The following is an 18898-nucleotide window of genomic DNA, read 5'->3' on the forward strand; positions in this document are numbered from 1 at the left end:
AGGCGCGAGCTCAGTCCGTCCGCACGTCCTTCGCCCACGCGCGGTTCGCCTCGTACCACGCGACCGCGGCGGCGACGCCTTCCGCGAGCGAGACGCGCGGCGCCCAGCCGAGCTGCGCGCGCGCGCGCTCGATGCTTGCGGCGGTGCGCGGGACGTCGGCAGGATGCGCGGGCTTGTGCTCGATCTCGGCGCGGCGCCCGAGCGCGCGCTCGATCGTCGCGATCAGCTCGTTCACCGCGTACGGGTGATCGCCGCCGAGGTTGATCACGTCGTAGCCGAGCGGGCGCAGCGCGAGCACGGTGCCGCGCGCCACGTCGTCCACGAACGTGAAGTCGCGCGACATCGTGCCGTCGCCGAACACGGTGATCGGGCGCCCCTCGCGAATGCGCTGCACGAAGCGGAACACACTCATGTCGGGGCGACCCGCGGGCCCGTACACGGTGAAGTACCGCAGCACGCTCACGTCGAGGCCGTGCAGTGCGTGATACGTGTGCGCGAGTGCCTCGGCGGCTTTCTTGGTCGCGGCGTACGGCGAGAGCGGGAGGCTCGACTCGTCCGTCTCACGGAACAGCGCGGCGCTCGATTCTCCGTACACGCTCGAGGTCGACGCGAGCACGAACTTCGCGATGGCGCGCTCGCGGCAGAACGCGAGCAGGTTCAGCGTGCCCGTCACGTTCGTGTCGACGTAGACCCACGGGTTCTCGACGCTCGTGCGCACGCCGGCGCGCGCCGCGAGGTTGATGCACGCGTCGAAGGCGCCCGCGGGCAGCGCGGACGCAAGCGCTGCGCGATTCGCGATGTCGGCGCGCGCGAACGAGAAGCCGGCGCGAGGCGTCAGCGTCGCGAGCCGGTTCTCCTTCACGCGCGGGTCGTAGGCGTCGTTCAGGTCGTCGAGGCCGACGACTTCGCGGCCCTCGTCCAATAACAGCCCGCACACGCGCGCGCCGATGAAGCCCGCCGCGCCGGTGACGAGAACGCGCCCCACGCCCTACTTCCCTGAGAACGAAGCAGTGCGTTTGCCGAGGAACGCGTCCATGCCTTCGAGGCGATCCTCGGTCGCGAAGATCGAGCCGAAGCCCACCTGCTCGAGCGCGTGCGCCACCCGTACGTCCGCGTCCTGCCCTTCCTGCATCACGCGCTTGGCCGACGCGACCGCGACCGGGCCCTTCTTCGCGATCGTCTCCGCCGTCGCGAGCGCCGCGGCGAGCAGCGGCTCGGCGTCGTCGTAGACGCGGTTGGCGAGGCCGATGCGGAGAGCGGTGTCGGCGTCGATCGGCTCGCCCGTGAGAATCAGCTCCTTCGCCCACGCGGGCCCGACGCGCCGAACGAGCCGGCTCGTGCCGCCGAAGCCGGGGATCAGGCCGAGGTTCACCTCGGGCTGACCGAGGCGCGCCTTCTTGCTCGCGTAGATCCAGTCGCACGCGAGCGCGAGCTCGCAGCCGCCGCCGAGCGCGAAGCCGTTCACCGCGGCGATCGTGGGAATCGCGAGCGCTTCGAGCTTCGCGAAGGTGTCGTGGCCGAGGCGCGAGAAGGCCTCGCCCTGCTGCGGCGTCATCGTGCGCATCTGCGCGATGTCCGCGCCCGCGGCGAACGCGCGGCCGGCGCCCGTGATCACGAGCGCGCGAGCGCTCCCGTCGCGAGCGACCTCGTCGAGGCGCGCGGCGAGATCCGTCAGCAGCGCGGAGGAGAGCGCGTTCAGCGCATCGGGGCGGTTCAGCGTGAGCAGCAGCGCGGCGCCGCGCCGTTCCGAGAGCACGAGATCGGGCACGAGATCCTCCTGCGAAGGGCGGCGCAACGTATCGAGCCTGCCGTGCGAGCGCTGGCTCGGCGGTACAGCCGGGGTCTGACCCAAGCGCGGCGCGTGCCGGAGCGACCGCTTCGCGTGATAGCCTGCGCGGCCCGCGCGCTCGCGGGACAAAGCGGCCGCACGCGAACGCTTCCGGCCGCGCAGGAGACACGATGCAACGCTCCAAGCTCGCCCTCGCCGCCGGCATCTTCGGCGCCGTCGGCCTCTTCGATCCCGCGCTCGGCGCGCTGCTCGCGAACACCGGTGCGCTCGAGCCGATGGGCGGCTTCCAGCTGTTCCTGCTGGGCCTCGCGTCCGCGGTGGTCGGTGGCCTGCTCGGCCTCGGCGCTCTCTACACGACGCGGGCCGCCGCGCAGCGCAGCGGGCGCAATCTCGCATACGTCGGGATCGCGGCGGCGCTGGTCGCAATCGCCGTCGTCTCGATCGCACAGCGCCCCGGCGCGGTCGTTCCGCCGATCAACGACATCAGCACCGATCTCGCGGATCCACCCGCATTCCCGAACGACCCGTCCGGCCGCAATCGCGACATGAGCTTCCCCGCCGGCTTCGCCGACCAGATCAAGGCGACTCCCAGCTATCAGGACCTCCAGCCGATTCGCGTCGCGCGCGCCCCCGAAGCGGTGCTGCGCGAGGCGGAGCAAGCGGCGCGCGCGCTCGACTGGAGCGGCGTCGCGGCCGACCCCGCCGCCGGAGTTGTTACGGGCAGCGAGACGACGAAGCTGTTCCGCTTCGTCGACGACGTGGTCGTGCGCGTGCGCAGCGACGGCACGGGCGGCTCGGTCGTCGACGTGCGCAGCAAGTCGCGCGACGGCCAGGGCGACATCGGCGCCAACGCGGCGCGGATCCGGCGGTTCTTCGAGGTGTTGCCGGACTGAGCGCGCTCGCTGGCTCGCTTCTCGCGATCGGCACCTTCGTCGCGCTCTGGCGGTGGCGGTGCGGCGCCCGGAATCTCCCGCAGCGAGGCCCCGCGCAGTCGAGAGCCGTCGGCGCGGCAATCGCTGAGGAAGCAGAGGAGGCGCATCGTGGGCGGCGACTGGTTCCATCCGACGCGACTCTTGGAGTACTGGTTCTTTCTCGTCCCAGGCCTCCTCGCCCTCGGCGTCTTGGCGGCGCTCTGGATCGACCGGCGCGCGTCCACGCGGCGGGACGACGAGCTCGTTCGTCTCGCGGGCAGCCGCGAGCAAGCGGAACACCTGCTCTCACTCGAGATGGCGGGGCACGCTGGGCTCTCGCGCGACCGCGCCCGCGAGTTGTTGATTCGGCGCCTTCGCGGGGATGCGCCCCGTGGTCCGCGCGTGAAGCGAAGGCGCGTCTTCAACGGCCGCTGAGCGCCGGCGCTCAGAACTCGCTGTCGAACCACTCGTTCGCGCGCTTCACGTTCGGATCGCGCTTCTGCTCCGCGGTGCGCAGCTCGACGCGGCGAATCTTGCCGCTGATCGTCTTCGGCAGCTCCGCGAACTCCAGGCGCCGGATGCGCTTGAACGGGGCGAGCTTGTTGCGGAGAAACGCGAACACGTCGGCCGCGACCTCGCGGCTCGGCGCGAAGCCGGCGCGCGTCACCACGAACGCCTTCGGCACGGCGAGGCGCAGCGCGTCGGGGCTCGGCACCACGGCGGCCTCGGCGATCGCGGGGTGCTCGATCAGCACGCTCTCGAGCTCGAACGGCGAGATGCGGTAGTCGCTCGCCTTGAACACGTCGTCTGCCCGACCGACGTACGTGACGTAGCCCTCGTCGTCGATGCTCGCCGTGTCGCCCGTGTGGTAGTGACCGAAGCGCATCGCCTCGGCGGTCTTCGCGGCGTCGTCCGTGTACCCGACCATGAGACCGAGCGGGCGCGGCTCGAGCGCGAGGCAGATCTCGCCCTCGCGCTGCTGCGTGCCGTAGGCGTCGAGCAGACGCACCTGATAACCCGGGAGCACGCGCCCCATCGAGCCGGGCTTCACGAGTTGTCCGGGCGTGTTCCCGATCTGCGCGGTCGTCTCGGTCTGCCCGAAGCCGTCGCGAATCGTGATGCCCCAAGCGCGCCGCGCCTGCTCGATCACCTCGGGATTCAGCGGCTCCCCGGCGCCGCATAGCTCGCGCAGCGAGGTCTTCGTGCTCGCGAGGTCGGGCGACTGGATCAGCATCCGCCACACCGTCGGCGGCGCGCACAGCGTGGTGACGCGGTGCTTCACGAGCGTCGCCAGCATCGCTTTCGCGTCGAAACGCGCGTAGTTGTAGAGGAACACCGTCGCGCCCGCGTTCCACGGCGCGAAGAAGCAGCTCCACGCGTGCTTCGCCCAGCCCGGCGAGGAGATGTTGAGGTGGGTGTCGCCCGGCTGGAGCCCGATCCAGTACATCGTCGCGAGGTGCCCGACCGGGTAGCTCTCGTGCGTGTGCAGCACGAGCTTCGGCTTCGAGGTCGTGCCCGAGGTGAAGTAGAGCAGCAGCGGATCGCTCGCGCGCGTCGGCGCAGCGGGCGTGAAAGTCGTCAGGGACTTCTCCGCGCTCGCGAACGAGTGCCAGCCCGCGGCGTCCCCGCCGACGACGATCCTCGTGTACGCGCCGGGAACCGCGTCGAACTTCGCGACGTGCGCCGCGCCGACGACGACGTGCTTCACCTGCCCGCGATCGAGGCGGTCGCGCAGATCGTTCGCGGCGAGCAGCGTCGTCGCGGGGATCATCACCGCGCCGAGCTTGATGCAGGCGAGCATCACCTCCCACAGCGCGATCTCGTTGCCGAGCATCAAGAGCACGCGGTCGCCCCTCGCGACGCCGAGCCCGCGCAGCCAGTTCGCCACTTGGTTGCTGCGCGCAGAGAGCTCGGCGAAGGAGCGCTTCTCCTCCGCACCCGATTCCTCCACGACGTGAAGGCCCGTGCGGTCGTTGTTCGCCGCCATCGCGTCGAAGTAGTCCGTCGCCCAGTTGAAGTGCGTGAGCGCGGGCCAGCGGAAGCCGCGGATTGCGGCTGCGTAATCGGTGCGCTGCGCGAGCAGGAAATCGCGCGCCTCGAGGAACTTCGCGACTTCGCTCATTTCGCATCCTCCGCGTGGCCGAAGTGGAGCTGCTCGGCGAGCGCGTCGTGACCCTGCGCGGCGCTCGGCTCGGGCGCGAGCTTCGAGACGACGAAGCCGACCGCGAACGCGAGCGGGATCGTGAGCAGCGCGGGGTTGCGCAGCGGGAACCACGCGGCGCTGCCGCCGAGGATGTCGATCTGCACCGTGGGCGAGAGGGCGATCAAGCCGAGCGTGCTGAGCGTGCCGACCGCCATGCTCGCAACGGCGCCGCGCGTCGTGAAGCCGCGCCAGAAGATCGCGAGCACGAGCGCGGGGAAGTTCGCGCTCGCCGCGATCGCGAACGCGAGCGCCACCATGAACGCCACGTTCTGGCCCTTGAACGAGATGCCGAGCACGATCGCGACGAGACCGAGCGCGACCGTCGCGATGCGAGCGACGACGAGCTCTTCGTCTGCATCCCCGTGGCCGCGCCTCACCACATGCACCCACAAGTCGTGCGAGAGCGCGGCAGCGCCCGAAAGCGTCAGGCCGGCGACAACGGCGAGGATCGTCGCGAACGCGACCGCGGCGATGAAGCCGAGGAAGGGCGTGCCGCCGAGATGCTGCGCGAGCAGCGGCGCCGCGAGGTTGCCGCCGGCGTCCGCGGCCCTGATCGCGTCGGGACCGACGAGCACCATCGCGCCGAAGCCGAGCACGAACGTCATCAGGTAGAAGAAGCCGATCAGGCCCGTCGCGTAGAACACGCTGGTTCGCGCCGCGCGCGCGTCGGGCACGGTGTAGAAGCGCATCAGGATGTGCGGCAGGCCCGCGGTTCCGAACATCAGCGCCGCGCCGAGCGAGACGGCTTCCAGCGGGTTCGAGACGAGCTTGCCCGGCGCGAGCATCCCCTCGCCGTACTGCGCGGCTGCGGCAGCGAACAGCTGCGCGGGGCTGAACTCGAACCTCGCGAGCACGAGCAGCCCGAGCAGCGTCGCACCCCCTAACAACAGCCCGGCCTTCACGATCTGCACCCAGGTCGTCGCGATCATCCCGCCGAACAGCACGTACACGATCATCGCCGCTCCGGTGATCGCGACGGCCGTCTCGTAGGAGAGCCCGAACAAGAGCTTGATCAGGTTCCCCGCACCGACCATCTGCGCGATCAGGTAGAACGTGACCGTCGCGAGCGTTCCGCACGCGGCGGCTATGCGGACCGGCACTTGGCGCAGCCGCAGCGCGACCACGTCGGCGAAGGTGAAGCGCCCGAGGTTGCGCAGCGGCTCGGCGATCAGGAACAGCACGATCGGCCAGCCGACGAGCCAACCCGTCGAGTAGATCAGGCCGTCGAAGCCCGTGGTGGAGACGAGCCCCGCGATGCCGAGGAAGCTCGCGGCGCTCATGTAGTCGCCCGCGAGCGCGAAGCCGTTCTGTCCCGCCGTGATCGAGCGGCCCGCGGCGTAGAACTGCTCGGTGCTGCGCGTCTTGCGCGCGGCCCAGTAGGTGATGCCGAGCGTGGTCGCGATGAACGCGAAGAACCACGCCATCGCGACGCCGCTGGTCTGCGCGCCCTCAGCCATCGCGTCGCCCGCGCAGCGCGCGCAGCGCCGGGTCGTAGCGCTTGTTGGCCCAGCGCACGTAGAGCGCGGTGAACAGCCAGGACAGCACGATCACCGACGCGCCGAGCACGATCCCGAGCGAGAGCCCCGGCGCGAGCAGCGCGCCGAGCCGAGCGGGCGCGAACGCCACGAGCAGGATGAAGCCGAAGTAGACGAGCACCGTGGCGGCGCTCAGCGCGGTGACGACTCGCGCGCGCGCGGACTCGAGCTTTCGCAGCGAGTCGAGATCGCTCACACCAGCTTCTCGTTTCCGCGCCTGACTTCGATCGCGAAGTTCGGGCACGCGCGCGCGGCGTCGACGATCGCGTCCAGCGTGTCGCCCGGCGCCGGCGCGATCACGACGCGGCGCTCCGCGTCGAGCGAGAAGGTCGCGGGCGCGCGGCGCACGCACGCGCGCGCGCCCTTGCACGCGGCGCGCTCGGCGCGGATCTCGAGCGGCTCCACCCTTCGCTACTCGCCGACGAACTTCTCGAGCAGCGCGTGGAAGTGGCGCGGCTTGGTCTCCTGATAGCCCGCGAGCGTGACGTGGCTGTGCGCCGCGGCGCGCAGCCCCTCCTGCACGCGGAACAGGTTGCCCGTGTCCTGGTTGAACACCTTCGCGAGGAAGCCGAGCTGCGGCGCCTTCGTCCAGTCGTCGTCTTCACCGAGCAGCTGGAACTTCGCCGGCGGCGGGCGCTTGCCGCGGAACGGCGCGAGGTAGAACACCTCCATCAGACACGAGTTCGGATCGTTGCCGTTCGGCCGGAAGCGATACGTGATGCGGTTGTAGGCGCCCCACGGATGGAAGTTCGGGAACAGCGTGTAGTAGAAGCTGTCGTTCATCTCGGCGTCCGTCAGGTCCTCGACGCCGGGCACCACGCCCTTCATCTGCATGCGCGTGAGCTGGCCGACGAACTCGCGCGCCGTCATGCCCTCGGGCACGCGCATCAGCGGCTCGCTGTCGATGTCGCGGGAGAACATCGCGTCGAGCTGATCCTGCTCGGTCGGCTCCCACGTGAGATGCGGGCTCGGCGTCATGTTCGGCGTGATCGCGCGCGAGAACGTGTCCCACGCGTCGTACTGCGAGTTGCAATCTCCGATGCCGGCCAGCATCTGCGGGTGCGTGAGGATCACGTGGTAGGCCTCCATGAAGGCCTCCTGACACACCTTCCAGTTGCACTTCATGAGCTTGCCGACCCACGCCTCGATGTACTTCTTCTCGTGCGGCCAGCGCGTGAAGTGCTTCGGGAGATCGCCGATCCAGGTCTCGAACGAGACCGCCTCGGGATCGAAGTTGATGAACACGTACCCGCCCCAGCTGCCGACGCGCACTTCTGGCAGGTGGTACTCGGCGCGATTCACGTGCGGAAAATCCCAGCGCGCGGGAATCGTCTTCAGGCTGCCGTCGAGATTCCACGCCCAGCCGTGGAACGGGCAGCGCAGCTCTTGCGAGCGCCCATCGCAGTCCTTGATCGCGCGCCCGCGGTGCAGGCACACGTTGCGGTACGCCTTGATCTCGTTCGCGCTCGCGCGCACGAGCACCACTTCCATGTCGGCGATGCGGTAGACGGTGTGATCGCCGACCTCGGGGATCTGCTCCTCGCGGCACGCGAACTGCCAAACCTTCTTCCACAGCTTCTCGACTTCGAGCTTGTGGTACTCGGGTGAGGTGTACCGGCGAATCGGCACCTTCGCGGCCGGCAGCTCGCGCGCCGACTGCCAGCGCAGCACGTCGGGCACTTCTCGCGTGTCGCTGTCCAAGAGCTGTTGGTAGGAGAGCCCTTCCGAGCGCGGTCCCTCGTTCGCTTTGCGGAACGGGAGTGACAATTCGGTGGCCATTAGGCTTCTCCTTCATGCGATCGGGTTGCCGCAACGGGCGCTTCCTACCCGTTCCGTTCTCGTCCGATTTTCCTTGTCTACTTCGCTCGGCTCCGCAGACTCCGCCTCGCTGCGCGCTTCGCTTGCGTCCTCGGCCGACCTGCTCCGTCTCGCCTCGACGTTTCCTCACGTCGTAGAGTCTGGCGGTCTCGGTCCACCGAGCTCGCTTCTAGAAGTGATGCCCCTTCGTGAAGCCGCCGTCGCACACGAGGTTGGCGCCGGTGATGAGGCTCGCGGCGGGGCTCGCGAGGAACACGACTGCGCGCGCGACTTCTTCCGGCGTGCCCATGCGGCCGATCGCGCACTGCGCGAGCGCGCCCTGATAAACCGCGGGCATCGCGTTCTTGATCATCTCCCAGTTGCCGCCCTCGAAGTAGATCGGGCCCGGCGACACCGTGTTCACGCGGATGCCCTGCTTCGCGAGCGCTTGCGAGAGATCGCCAGCGTGCGCGATCAGCGCGGCCTTCATCGCGTTGTAGGGCTGCGGCACGCCGAGGTACTCGAGCGCGGCGGTCGAGCTGATGAACACGACGCTGCCCGCCTCGGACTTCGCGAGGAACGGCAGCGCCGCCTCGACTCCGCGCGCCGCGCTCATCACGTCGATGTCGAAGGTGGCCTGCCAGGCCTGCTCGCCCATGCCGCCCCCGGCGCTCGCGTTCGAGACGAAGATGTCGAGGCCGCCGAGCGCGCCCGCGGCCTCGGCCACGAACGCCTTCAGCGCGGCGCCGTCGCTCACGTCGACGGCTCTCGCGCACACCTTCACGCCGCGCGCTTCGAGCTCCTTCTTCGCAGATTCGAGGCCGCCTTCGCTGCGTGCGCAGATCGCGACGTCCGCGCCGTCGTCGGCGAATTGCCGCGCGATCGAGAGGCCGATGCCGCGGCTCGCGGCAGTCACGAGAGCCTTCTTGCCGGAGAGTCCGAGATCCATGCCTTTGCCCTTTCCTTGGCCGCCCACGAAGGCGCCGCGCGGCGCGAGGGTTGGAGGAGGAACGACTTTGGGCGGGAGCGACAGGCCCGCGCCTTGGTTTGCGTTGCGCATGTCGAGCTGCGCGCCGCCGATCCAGATGATGAAGTGCAGGTCGGGGTCGACGCGCTCGCCCGAGACGTGCACGCCCTTGTCCGTGAACACGCCCGAGCGGCCGTCGGGGTCGGTGATTTTGCACTGCCCCTCGCCCGCGCGTTCGTAGATCGCCCCCGTCACGGGGTGCCGCATCTTCACGGAGAGCTCCTCGCAGCCTGAGGTTCGTCCGGCGCGCGGCCGATCGCGCCGGACTGCGCCGCCCGTGCGACGCCTTCGTAGTGACTACGCGTGGCGCCCGTCGTCGCAGCGGTCATCAGCAACGCAGCCCCGTAGCGCGCGGCGGCGCGCAGACCGTCGTCCGTGATGCCGCCGACGGCCCACTGCAGCGACGTCATCTGCAGATGGGCACGCAATCTGCCGCGCAGCGGCCGCAGCTCGATCCAGCTCGCGAGCTCGCCGGCGTCGCGCATCGCGGCGAGCGCCTCGCCCATCGGCGTCGAGATCGCGCGGTCGACGCGCTGGCGCATCGCGTGCGCGGAGTCCGAGATGAACAGCAGCGTGAGCAGCGTGCTGTAGTAGCGCGGCATGCGCAGGTACTCGGTCGCGGCTGCGTCGACGATCGCGATCACGCGCTGCGCCGGCGGAAGCTCGCTGCCGCCGCGGAGGCCCGCTTCGAAGCGCTGCGTCTGCTCCTCGATCGCGGCGAAGAGCACCTCTTCTTTCGAGCCGACGAGGTTGTAGACCGTCGGCACCGTGACACGACTCGCGCGCGCGAGGTCGCGCATGGTGAGCGCCTCGTAGCCACGCTGGCCGATGATCTCGCGCGCCGCCGCGAGGATGCGCTCGCGACGTTCCGCCATCTGCTGCGCCAGGAAGTCGACCCGCACGCTGCGCTCCTTTCGAGAGCGTCCGCACTTTAACCCGATCAAGCAGCGATTTGCATCGCTCTCTCGCGGAGTTGCGGGCGTGGAATGGCTCGCGTTCAAACGCGCTCAGGAGCTCTCGCGAACGCTGCCCTTCCACAGCGGCGGGCGCTTCTGCGCGAAGGCCACGGGGCCCTCCACGCAGTCCGGCAGCGCGAACAGCCTCTTGTGCAGCTCGGTCTCGCGGCGCTCTACCTCGTCGGCGCCGAGGCCCGGTGCTTCCCAGAGCAGGCGCTTGCTCAGCGCCACCGAAACCGGCGCTGCGTTCGCGGCGACATCGCGCGCCAGCTCGAGCGCGGCCGGCAACACCTCTGCCGCGGGGAGCACGCGCGTTGCGACGCCGAGCGCAGCGATTTCGTCGCCCGTGTACGTGCGTCCGGTCAGTAACAACTCGGCCGCGCGCGCGAGGCCGAGCGCGCGCGTCGCGGTCCAGTGCGCATAGGCGTCGGGCATCGCGCCGCGGCGGACTTGCACCACGCCGTACTTCCCCTCGCGCGCGAGGAAGCGCACGTCGCACTGCAGGGCGAGCGTGAGGCCGAGGCCGATCGCGTGGCCGTTCACGGCAGCGATCACGAGCTTGCGCACGCGGAACGCGGGAAACGCGACGGCCGCGGCGCTGAACGCGCTCGCGTCGTCGACGCGAAACGTGCTCGCGGCGTCGCTCATGTCGGCGCCCGCGCAGAACGCGCGCCCGGCGCCCGTCACGACCACGGCGCGCACCGCGTCGTCCTCGTCGCAGCGCTGGTAGGCGGCCGCGAGCGAGCGGCCCATCGCGCCGGAGAACGCGTTCAGCTGCGCGGGGCGATCGAGCGTGAGCGTTGCGACGCCGTGCTCGTCCAGCTCGAAGCGAAGATCCTCGTACGTCATCGCCGCACGATACGCGCGTACGTGAAGCGCGCGCAGCGCGCTGCAACACTGGCCGCATGCCGAATCTCGCCGCGATCCACGAAGCCATCGCCGCTGCGGTTCCCGACGCGGAGTGCCTCGTTCACGGCGCGCACCGCCTGCGCTGGCGCGAGATCACGGAGCGCACGCGCCGGCTCGCCGCGGTGCTGCGCGGCGCGGGGCTCGGCTGCCGGCGCGAGCGCGCGGGCCTGGCGAACCACGAGTCCGGGCAAGACCACGTCGCGCTCTACCTCTACAACGGCGCGGAGTATCTCGAGGGCATGGTCGGCGCGATGAAGGCGCGCTGCGCCCCGTTCAACGTGAACTACCGCTACGTGGACGAGGAGCTGCTCTACCTGTTCGACAACGCGGATGCGAAGGCGGTGATCTTCCACGCCAGCTTCGCGCCGACGCTCGCGCGCATTCGCGCGCAGCTGCCGCAGGTGCGGCTCTGGATTCGCGTCGACGACGGCTCGGGTGAGAAGCTCGCCGGCGACGTCGAGTACGAGGCCGCGCTCGCCGCGGCGACGCCCGCTGCTCCCGAGCGGCTCAGCGAGGACGACCTCTACATCCTCTACACCGGCGGCACGACGGGCATGCCGAAGGGCGTGCTGTGGCGCCACGACGAGATCCTGCGCGCCGCGCTGACGCCGCCCAACACCGAGCCCACGATCGACGCGATCGTGGAGCGCGCGCGGCGCGGCGCCGGCAAGGTGCGCGCGCTGCCGACGCCGCCGTTCATGCACGGCGCCGCGCACTGGGCCGCGTTCACGATGTGGCACACGGGCGGCACGGTCTTCGTGCAGAACGAGGTGCGCCGCTTCGACGCGCACGACGTGCTCGCGACGATCGAGCGCGAGCGCATCAGCGCGGTGACGATCGTGGGCGACGCGTTTGCGAAGCCGCTGCTCGAAGCGCTGCGCGAGCGCGCCTACGACACGACCTCGCTGCAGACGATCACGTCGGGCGGCGCGATCCTCAGCGCGACAGTGAAAGACGAGCTGCTCGCGCGCATCCCGAACGCACGCCTGATCGACGTGCTCGGCTCGTCCGAGAGCGGCCAGCAGGGCTCGCAGGTCTCGCGCAGCGGGCAGAAGGCGAGCAGCGGCGACTTCGCGCTGACTCCGAACAACGTCGTGCTGTCGGAAGATCTCACGCGCGTCCTCGCGGCAGGCTCCGTCGAAGCGGGCTGGCTCGCGCGCTCGGGGCCGGTGCCGCTCGGTTACTACAAGGACGCCGAGAAGACGGCGCGCACGTTCCCTGTGATCGGTGACGTGCGCTACTCGGTGCCCGGCGACCGCGCGATCGCACTCGCGGGCGGCGGCCTGCGCTTGTTAGGGCGCGACTCGGTCACGATCAACTCGGGCGGCGAGAAGATCTTCGCCGAAGAAGTCGAGCACGCGCTGAAACATCACCCCGCGGTGTGGGACGTGGTGGTGACCGGCACCCCGCACGCGCGCTTCGGGCAGCAGGTGACGGCGGTGGTCGCGCTGCGCGCGAACATGCGCGCCAGCGAGGACGAGCTGCGCGCCGCCTGCGAGGCGCACGTCGCGCGTTACAAGCTGCCGCGCGCGTTCGTGTTCGTGCCCGAGGTGGTGCGCGCGCCGAGCGGCAAGGCGGACTACCGCTGGGCGAAGCAGGTGGCGGAGAAGCAGCTTGCGACGGGGGGCGGGCGCAGCGAGTGAGACGTTCCGGCCGGGCCGAAGTGTCGCAGGCGTGAGACATTTCGGCCCGGCCGAAGTGCCTCATCTGAGCGGCAGCCTCCGCACCGCGGGCTCGCGCTCACTTGGTGGGGCGGGCGAGCGTCCGATGAGCGGATGCGCGCGACATGGCGAGCGCCTTCGAGGCGTCTGTGATCGACACGCCGAGCACGCGCGTGGCGCTCTCGAGCAGCGCACGGCGCACGAGGCGGTGCTCGGGTCGACCCAGGTGCTCGCGCGGCACGCCGTTGCGCGCACACATCTCGCGAATCAGATAGTCGAGCTCCGCGAGCAAGTCGGGCTCGAGCGCCGCACCTGCCGCGTCGGGCGCCGTCGCCGCCGCGCGCACCTGCTCCCGCCACGCGCGGCCGCCGAGCAGCGTGCGCATGCGCGCGATCGACTCGAAGCGACGCGGCCGGCGCTTGCCGTGTAGGGCAGCGAGCAGGTTCCACGGGTCCTCGGGCAGCGCATCGACCGTAGAGAGCCCGTGCCGCGCGGCGTTACCGACGACGTACGCGACGAGCAGGATGTGCCCGCCCTCATCGGTGACGCGCTTGGCGTAGTAGCGCGACTCGAACAGGTATCCGCTGCGCGCGCACTCGCGATTCAAGCGCTGTGCGTAAACGAAGTTGAGCCGATGCATCAGCTTCGCGAGCGGCTCGTCGCCGGTCTGGAGCACGGCGTGGACGTGATTCGCGATCAGCGTGAGTGCGTCGCACGCGAACCCGAGGTCGCACACGAGCTGCTCGAAGCGGTCGACGAAAACGCCGCGATCGTGTTCGCCGCGAAAGATCTCGCGGCGATCGACGCCGCGAATCGTCACGTGGTGGATGGCGCCGCGCTCATCCGTGGGGGCTCGCCTCGGCATGGGGTTCATCCCAGCGGGACCGAGGGCCTAGGGGGATGCGGGGAGTAGCCGCGGCAAACCGAGGAGGCAAGCGAACATTTCGGCCGGGCCGAATTGTCTCACCGGACATTTCGGCCCGGCCGAAACGTCCGCCCCCTCAGCTCAGCCGCAGCAGCGCCTCGACCGCCTCGAGCGTCGCCTCGACGCGATCCGCCTCGGGCTCGGCGGGCCAGCCGCCGTCGCGCTGCTGCGCGGCGAGCAGCGCGAGCACGACTTCGCGCGCTTCGAGCTGCGCGCCGGGCAGCGCCCTCGCGCGCGCGCGCAGCAGCACGCGCGCGAGCTGCAGCGTGCTGAAGTGCGCGCTGCGCCAACCCTTCTCGAGCTCGCGGCCGCACCAGACCATCGCCTCGTCGGCGAGCTCGCTGTCGATGCTGGCGAGCGCGTGCGCGTACGCGAGCAGCGGCGCGTACTCGCCGCTCTGGAACAAGTCCGGCGAGTAGCAGCGCGCGAGGAACTGCTCGGCGCGCCGCAGCAGCGACTCGCGCGCGAAGACCGTGCGCGCGAGCAGGCCGGCGGTCTCGCCGGTCACCGGGACTCGCAGCTGCGCCGGGAGCGCGAGATCGCCAAAGCCGCCATCGGACTGCTGGCCGCGCGCGAGAAACGTCACCGCGCCTTCCGCGACGCGGTTGTCGGCGAGACCGAGCGCGCCGAGCCAGGCGAGCGCGCGGCGCGTGGCCGCTTCGGGGCTCGCATCGCTCCCGCGCCAGGGCTCGAGCGCGCCGTCCGCGCGCTGGCGCACCGCGAGCGCCCGTAACAACTCGGGCGCGGGCAGCTCGCGCAGCAGCGTCTCGCAGTAGCTGCGCTCGAGCTCCGCGCCGTGCTGCGCGACGAAGCGCGAGGCGCGCGTGAGCGGCGCGTCGAGCAGCTCGCCCTTCACGGCGCGAGCTCGAGCAACAACCCCGTCAGGTAGTGGCCCTCGGGGTGATAGAGCGAGACGGGGTGATCGGGCGGCGCACCGAGCTCGGCGGTGATGCGCGCATCGCGGCCGGCGTCGAGAGCGGCGCCGAACGCGATCTTGCGGAACAAGTCGGGGCCAACGTGGTGCGAGCACGAGAAGGCGAGCACGCGCCCGCCGGGCGGCGCGTGGCGTAGCAAGTGCAGCAGCATGTCTTTGTAGGCGCGCGCCGCGCGCTGCACGTCGGCCTTGCGGCGCGCGAGCGGCGGCGGGTCCGCGATCGCGAGCTCGAAGCCGCGCGCCTGCTTGCGCGCGAACTCGAAGCCGTCCGCCTCGACGATCTCGGCCCGCTCGCGCGCTCCGGCGTGAACCAGATTTCGCTGCGCCAGCGCGAGGGCGTCCGCCGACGAATCGACCAGCGCTACGTGGACCGCCCCACCCTGCAGCGCTGCCACGGCCATCCCGCCCGTGTACGAGAACAGATCGAGCACGCGCTTCCCCGCCGCGAGCGCCTGCACGAGATCGCGCGCTTCGCGCTGATCGAGGTAGAAGCCCGTCTTCTGCCCGTGCGCGACGTCGGCGAAGTACTCGCGCCCGCGCTCGCGCACGAGCACCGGCTCGCTAGGCGGCTCGCCCCAGAGCGTGCGCGGCTCTGCCTGCGCGCCTTCGCGGCGCAGCGCGGCGACGTCGGGGCGCGCGAGGCCCACGCGCGCATTGGTTAGGTCGCGCAGCACCTGCCCTACTGCATCGCTGCGCCGCAGCCACGCCATGCTGCCCGCGCGCACCACCAGGACGTCGTCGAAGCGGTCGACCACGAGCCCCGGCAGGCCGTCGCCCTCCGCGTTCACGAGCCGCAGCGCGTTCGTGCCGGCGAGCAGCGGATGCGCCTCGCGCGCCGCGCGCAATCGCTCCGCGACGAGCGCCTCGCCGCGCGACTCCTTGCCGAACTCGAGCAGCCGCACGCGCAGCTGCGACGCCGGCGCGAAGTGCCCGTGGCCCAGCACCTCGCCGTCGCTCGCGAGGACGCGCACGAGATCGCCGTCCGCCGGCTCCCCTTCGACGCGCGCCACCGCGCCCGACAGCACCCACGGATGACGACGCCGCGCGGACGCATCGCGTCCAGGCAGCAGCACGATGCGCGCGGGGGTCGACATGCGCGCGCAACTTAGGCGAGGTCGCGCGCGCTTCGAGGCTTCGCGCGCGAGCCAACCTATGCTGCGCGACCGATGTCGAACCCGAGCCGCCCTGCCAATCGCCTCGCGCGCGAGACCAGCGCGTACTTGCGCCAGCACATGCACAACCCCGTCGACTGGTTTCCGTGGGGCGAGGAGGCGCTCGCGAAGGCGCGCGCCGAGGACAAGCCCCTGCTCGTCTCGATCGGTTACAGCGCCTGCCACTGGTGCCACGTGATGGAGCGCGAGTCGTTCGAAGACGACGCGATCGCATCCCTCATGAATCAATGGTTCGTGCCAGTGAAGGTCGATCGCGAAGAGCGGCCCGATGTGGATCAGATTTACATGGACACCGTGATGCGCCTGCAGGGCCACGGTGGCTGGCCGCTGACGGTGTTCTGCAAGCCCGACGGCGCGCCCTTCTACGCGGGCACGTACTTCCCGCCCGAGCCGCGCCACGGCCTGCCCAGCTTTCGGCAGGTGCTCGAGGGCCTGCATCGCGCGTATCACCAGCAGCGCGACAAGGTGGACGAGACCGCGCGCCAGGTGCTCGCCTCGCTGCGCGATCGCGCGCGTGGCGTCGCGAGCGCGCCGCCGGGCGCGGAGCAACTGGTCGCCGCCGCGCGGCGCACGATGCAGGGCGCCGATGCCGAGCACGGCGGATTCGGCGGCGGCCCGAAATTCCCGACGCCGTCGAACCTCGACTTGTTGATGGCCGCCGCGCCACTGCTGCCCGCGGCCGAGCGCGACGCGGTGCTCGCGCACCTGCGCCACACCGCGCTCGAGATGTCTCGGCGCGGCCTCTACGACCAGCTCGCCGGCGGCTTCCATCGCTACTGCGTCGACGGCAACTGGGGCGTCCCGCACTTCGAGAAGATGCTCTACGACCAAGGTCAGCTGATGCGCTTCTACGCCGACCTCTGGCGGCAGACGGGCTGCGGCGACGAGGACCTGTGGTGGCCGATCGTCGAGACCGCGGCATGGCTGCGCCGTGAGATGCGCGCGCCAGACGGCGGTTGTTATGCGAGCCAAGACGCCGACAGCGAGGGCGTCGAGGGCAAGTTCTACGTGTGGACGCCCGCCGAGGTCTCCGCGGTGCTCGGCGCCGAACGCGCGCGCGAGTTCTGCGCGGCGTACGCGGTCAGCGAGCACGGCAACTTCGAGCACGCGAACGTGCTCTGGGACGTCGCGCGCGGCCCGCGCGAGAACTTCGCGCCGGAGCGCGCGGAGCTGCTCGCCGCGCGCGCGAAGCGCATCCCGCCGGCCACGGACACGAAGCGCCTGCTCGGCTGGAACGCGCTCACGATCTCCGGCCTCGCGTATGCCGGCAGTCTGGTGCGCGACGAGACGATGCGCGACGACGCCGTCGCGCTCGCGGACTTCTGCGTCGCGCGCCTGCGCGCGCCGAGCGGCCGCTGGCTGCGCGTCTTCGCCGAAGGCACGGCCAAGGTCGACGCGTTCCTCGACGATCTCGCGCCTTGGCTCGCCGCGCTGCTCGACCTTTACCGCGCGGGCTGCGGCGAGCGCTGGCTCGCGCTCGCGCTCGAAGTGGCCGAGGAGATCCGCGCGCGCTTCTTCGATCCCGAGGAGAACGACCTCTTCTTCACGCCCGTCGACGGCGAGCGCCTGGTCCACCGCCCGCGCTCGGACCACGACGGCGCGACACCGCACTCGGCCGGCCTCGCGGTCGTGGGGTTGTTACGGGCCGCGACGCTCTCCGGGCGAAGTGAGCTGCGCGCGACGGCGGAGCGGGTACTGCGCACGCACGCGTTCTCGCTCGAGCGCGCGTCGTATGCGCTGCCCACGCTCGCGCGCGCGGGCGCGTGGGCGGAGCGCGGGCTCGACGTCGCGGTCGTGATCGGCGACGCGGCGGATCCGCGGACCACTGCGCTCGCCGTCGCCGCGCGGCGCGCCCTCGGGCCCGAGGACGCCGTGCTCGTGGCTGCGCCGAGTGAAGCCAGCGCACGACTCGACCCGACCTGGCTCGCGGGCAAGTCGCTCCTTAACGGCGCGCCCGCGGCCTACGTGTGCCGCGGCGTCGAGTGCTCGCTGCCGGTGACCGAGCCCGCCGCCGTCGCCGCGCTCGTCTCGCCGCACTCCCGATGACCGAGATCAGCGAGGCTTTCGCGACCGCGTGGCGCCTGATCGCGAGCGGCGACGCCGAGCTGCTCGAGATCGTCTCGCTCTCGCTGCGCGTCACCGGAGCCGCCGTCGTGCTGGCAGCGCTCGCGGGCCTGCCGCTCGGCGCGTGGCTCGGCGTCGCGCGCTTCCGCGGGCGCCGCGCGCTCGTCGCGCTGCTCAGCACGGGCATGGCGCTGCCGCCCGTCGTGGTCGGCCTCGCGCTCTACCTCGTGCTCTCGCGCTCGGGTCCGCTGGGAGCGCTCGAGCTGCTGTTCACGCCCACGGCGATGGTGATCGCGCAGGCCGTGCTCGTGCTGCCGATCATCGCGTCGCTCGCGCGCCAGAGCATCGAGGATCTCGCGCGCGAGTACGGCGAGCAGCTGCGCGCTCACGGCGCATCGCGGGTGCAAGCTGCGCTCACGCTGCTCTACGAGGCGCGCTACTCGCTGCCGACCGCGCTGCTCGCCGGCCTCGGCCGCGCAGTCGCGGAAGTCGGCGCGGTGATGATCGTCGGCGGCAACATCGCGCACGTCACGCGCACGATGACCACCGCGATCGTGCTGCACTCGAGTCGCGGCGACACCGCGCTCGCGCTGGCGCTCGGCCTGATCCTGGTCGCGCTCGCCGCGCTGGTGAACGGATCGACCGAGGCGATTCGCGGCGCGGCGCGGCGAGCGGGCGCATGAGCGCGCGGATGTCGCCGCTGACGTTCGACGACGTGCACTTCGCCGCGGGCGGACGCAAGCTCGTGTGCGGCATCAGCTTCGCACTGGGCTCGAGTGGCATCTCGGTGCTGCTCGGCCCGAACGGCGCGGGCAAGAGCCTCGCGCTGCGGCTCGCGGCGGGGTTGCTCGTGCCGAGCGCGGGCGCAGTCCGCGCGAGCGCGGCGCGCGCGATCGTGCTGCAGCGGCCCGTGTTGTTACGGCGCAGCGTGGCGGACAACGTCGCGTACCCCCTCGCGCTGCGCGGCGTGCCGCGCAGCGAGCGCGCGGCGCGCGTGCGGCGCGCGCTCGAGGCC

The 18898-nt window shown here is 71.2% G+C and carries 19 protein-coding genes; 6 read left to right on the forward strand and 13 right to left on the reverse strand.

Going from position 1 to position 18898, the window contains the following annotated elements:
- Window positions 1-10: 10 nt before the first annotated feature.
- Together FJ091_17040 and FJ091_17045 are read right to left on the reverse strand one after the other, a co-directional pair.
- Window positions 11-985, reverse strand: coding sequence for a GDP-mannose 4,6-dehydratase (locus FJ091_17040; protein ID MBM4385060.1), 975 nt, complete (start codon window positions 983-985; stop codon window positions 11-13).
- Window positions 986-988: 3 nt separating this feature from the next.
- A complete protein-coding gene (locus FJ091_17045) occupies window positions 989-2185 on the reverse strand; it encodes an enoyl-CoA hydratase/isomerase family protein (GenBank protein ID MBM4385061.1) in 1197 nt (398 codons plus the stop codon).
- On the opposite strand from FJ091_17045, the gene FJ091_17050 reads away from it, so the two are divergent.
- The gene (locus FJ091_17050) at window positions 2107-2682 is read left to right on the forward strand and encodes a DUF1499 domain-containing protein (protein ID MBM4385062.1); all 576 of its coding nucleotides are present in this window, start codon (window positions 2107-2109) and stop codon (window positions 2680-2682) included. The genes FJ091_17045 and FJ091_17050 overlap by 79 nt on opposite strands.
- Before the next feature lie 147 nt (window positions 2683-2829).
- Entirely contained in the window at window positions 2830-3135 is a 306-nt protein-coding gene (locus tag FJ091_17055) for a hypothetical protein (protein MBM4385063.1), read from the forward strand.
- A 10-nt stretch (window positions 3136-3145) separates the two neighbouring features.
- On the opposite strand, the gene FJ091_17060 is transcribed toward FJ091_17055, so the two are convergent.
- The 8 genes from FJ091_17060 to FJ091_17095 all read right to left on the reverse strand — a co-directional run bounded on the left by FJ091_17060 (window position 3146) and on the right by FJ091_17095 (window position 11067).
- Window positions 3146-4822 carry an AMP-binding protein gene (locus FJ091_17060; GenBank protein ID MBM4385064.1) on the reverse strand — a complete coding sequence of 559 codons (1677 nt, stop codon included), beginning with the start codon at window positions 4820-4822 and terminating at the stop codon, window positions 3146-3148.
- The gene (gene actP / locus FJ091_17065; GenBank protein MBM4385065.1) at window positions 4819-6360 is read right to left on the reverse strand and encodes a cation/acetate symporter ActP; all 1542 of its coding nucleotides are present in this window, start codon (window positions 6358-6360) and stop codon (window positions 4819-4821) included. Before actP ends, FJ091_17060 begins: the two co-directional genes overlap by 4 nt.
- Entirely contained in the window at window positions 6353-6634 is a 282-nt protein-coding gene (locus FJ091_17070; protein ID MBM4385066.1) for a DUF485 domain-containing protein, read from the reverse strand. The genes actP and FJ091_17070 overlap by 8 nt, the downstream gene beginning before the upstream one ends.
- Window positions 6631-6843: a ferredoxin gene (locus FJ091_17075; GenBank protein ID MBM4385067.1), complete on the reverse strand. Its 213-nt coding sequence runs from the start codon at window positions 6841-6843 to the stop codon at window positions 6631-6633. Before FJ091_17075 ends, FJ091_17070 begins: the two co-directional genes overlap by 4 nt.
- 6 nt (window positions 6844-6849) lie before the next feature.
- Entirely contained in the window at window positions 6850-8217 is a 1368-nt protein-coding gene (locus FJ091_17080) for an aromatic ring-hydroxylating dioxygenase subunit alpha (GenBank protein ID MBM4385068.1), read from the reverse strand.
- Window positions 8218-8425: 208 nt separating this feature from the next.
- On the reverse strand, window positions 8426-9184 hold the full coding sequence (locus tag FJ091_17085; GenBank protein MBM4385069.1) for an SDR family oxidoreductase: 759 nt from the start codon (window positions 9182-9184) through the stop codon (window positions 8426-8428).
- Window positions 9185-9471: 287 nt separating this feature from the next.
- Window positions 9472-10164 (reverse strand): TetR/AcrR family transcriptional regulator, encoded by a 693-nt coding sequence (locus tag FJ091_17090; protein MBM4385070.1) that lies wholly within the window; start codon window positions 10162-10164, stop codon window positions 9472-9474.
- A gap of 105 nt (window positions 10165-10269) precedes the next feature.
- On the reverse strand, window positions 10270-11067 hold the full coding sequence (locus FJ091_17095) for an enoyl-CoA hydratase/isomerase family protein (protein ID MBM4385071.1): 798 nt from the start codon (window positions 11065-11067) through the stop codon (window positions 10270-10272).
- A gap of 56 nt (window positions 11068-11123) precedes the next feature.
- On the opposite strand from FJ091_17095, the gene FJ091_17100 reads away from it, so the two are divergent.
- Complete coding sequence (locus tag FJ091_17100; protein MBM4385072.1) at window positions 11124-12770, forward strand: AMP-binding protein; 1647 nt, start codon at window positions 11124-11126, stop codon at window positions 12768-12770.
- Between the two features lie 97 nt (window positions 12771-12867).
- On the opposite strand, the gene FJ091_17105 is transcribed toward FJ091_17100, so the two are convergent.
- The 3 genes from FJ091_17105 to FJ091_17115 all read right to left on the reverse strand — a co-directional run bounded on the left by FJ091_17105 (window position 12868) and on the right by FJ091_17115 (window position 15741).
- Window positions 12868-13653, reverse strand: a complete 786-nt coding sequence (locus FJ091_17105) for a transposase (protein MBM4385073.1) — start codon at window positions 13651-13653, stop codon at window positions 12868-12870.
- A 136-nt stretch (window positions 13654-13789) separates the two neighbouring features.
- Window positions 13790-14569 (reverse strand): hypothetical protein, encoded by a 780-nt coding sequence (locus FJ091_17110; GenBank protein ID MBM4385074.1) that lies wholly within the window; start codon window positions 14567-14569, stop codon window positions 13790-13792.
- Complete coding sequence (locus tag FJ091_17115) at window positions 14566-15741, reverse strand: class I SAM-dependent rRNA methyltransferase (GenBank protein MBM4385075.1); 1176 nt, start codon at window positions 15739-15741, stop codon at window positions 14566-14568. The genes FJ091_17110 and FJ091_17115 overlap by 4 nt, the downstream gene beginning before the upstream one ends.
- Before the next feature lie 72 nt (window positions 15742-15813).
- Here FJ091_17115 and FJ091_17120 point away from each other — a divergent pair, with 72 nt between their 5' ends.
- From FJ091_17120 to FJ091_17130, 3 genes are all read left to right on the forward strand, one after another.
- Complete coding sequence (locus tag FJ091_17120; GenBank protein MBM4385076.1) at window positions 15814-17865, forward strand: thioredoxin domain-containing protein; 2052 nt, start codon at window positions 15814-15816, stop codon at window positions 17863-17865.
- The gene (locus tag FJ091_17125) at window positions 17862-18566 is read left to right on the forward strand and encodes an ABC transporter permease (protein ID MBM4385077.1); all 705 of its coding nucleotides are present in this window, start codon (window positions 17862-17864) and stop codon (window positions 18564-18566) included. The genes FJ091_17120 and FJ091_17125 overlap by 4 nt, the downstream gene beginning before the upstream one ends.
- Window positions 18563-18898 (forward strand): ATP-binding cassette domain-containing protein (locus FJ091_17130; protein ID MBM4385078.1); only part of this gene is annotated, 336 nt, incomplete at its 3' end. The genes FJ091_17125 and FJ091_17130, both read left to right, overlap by 4 nt.

This window comes from Deltaproteobacteria bacterium, from assembly GCA_016875395.1.
GTDB lineage: Bacteria > Myxococcota_A > UBA9160 > UBA9160 > UBA6930 > VGRF01.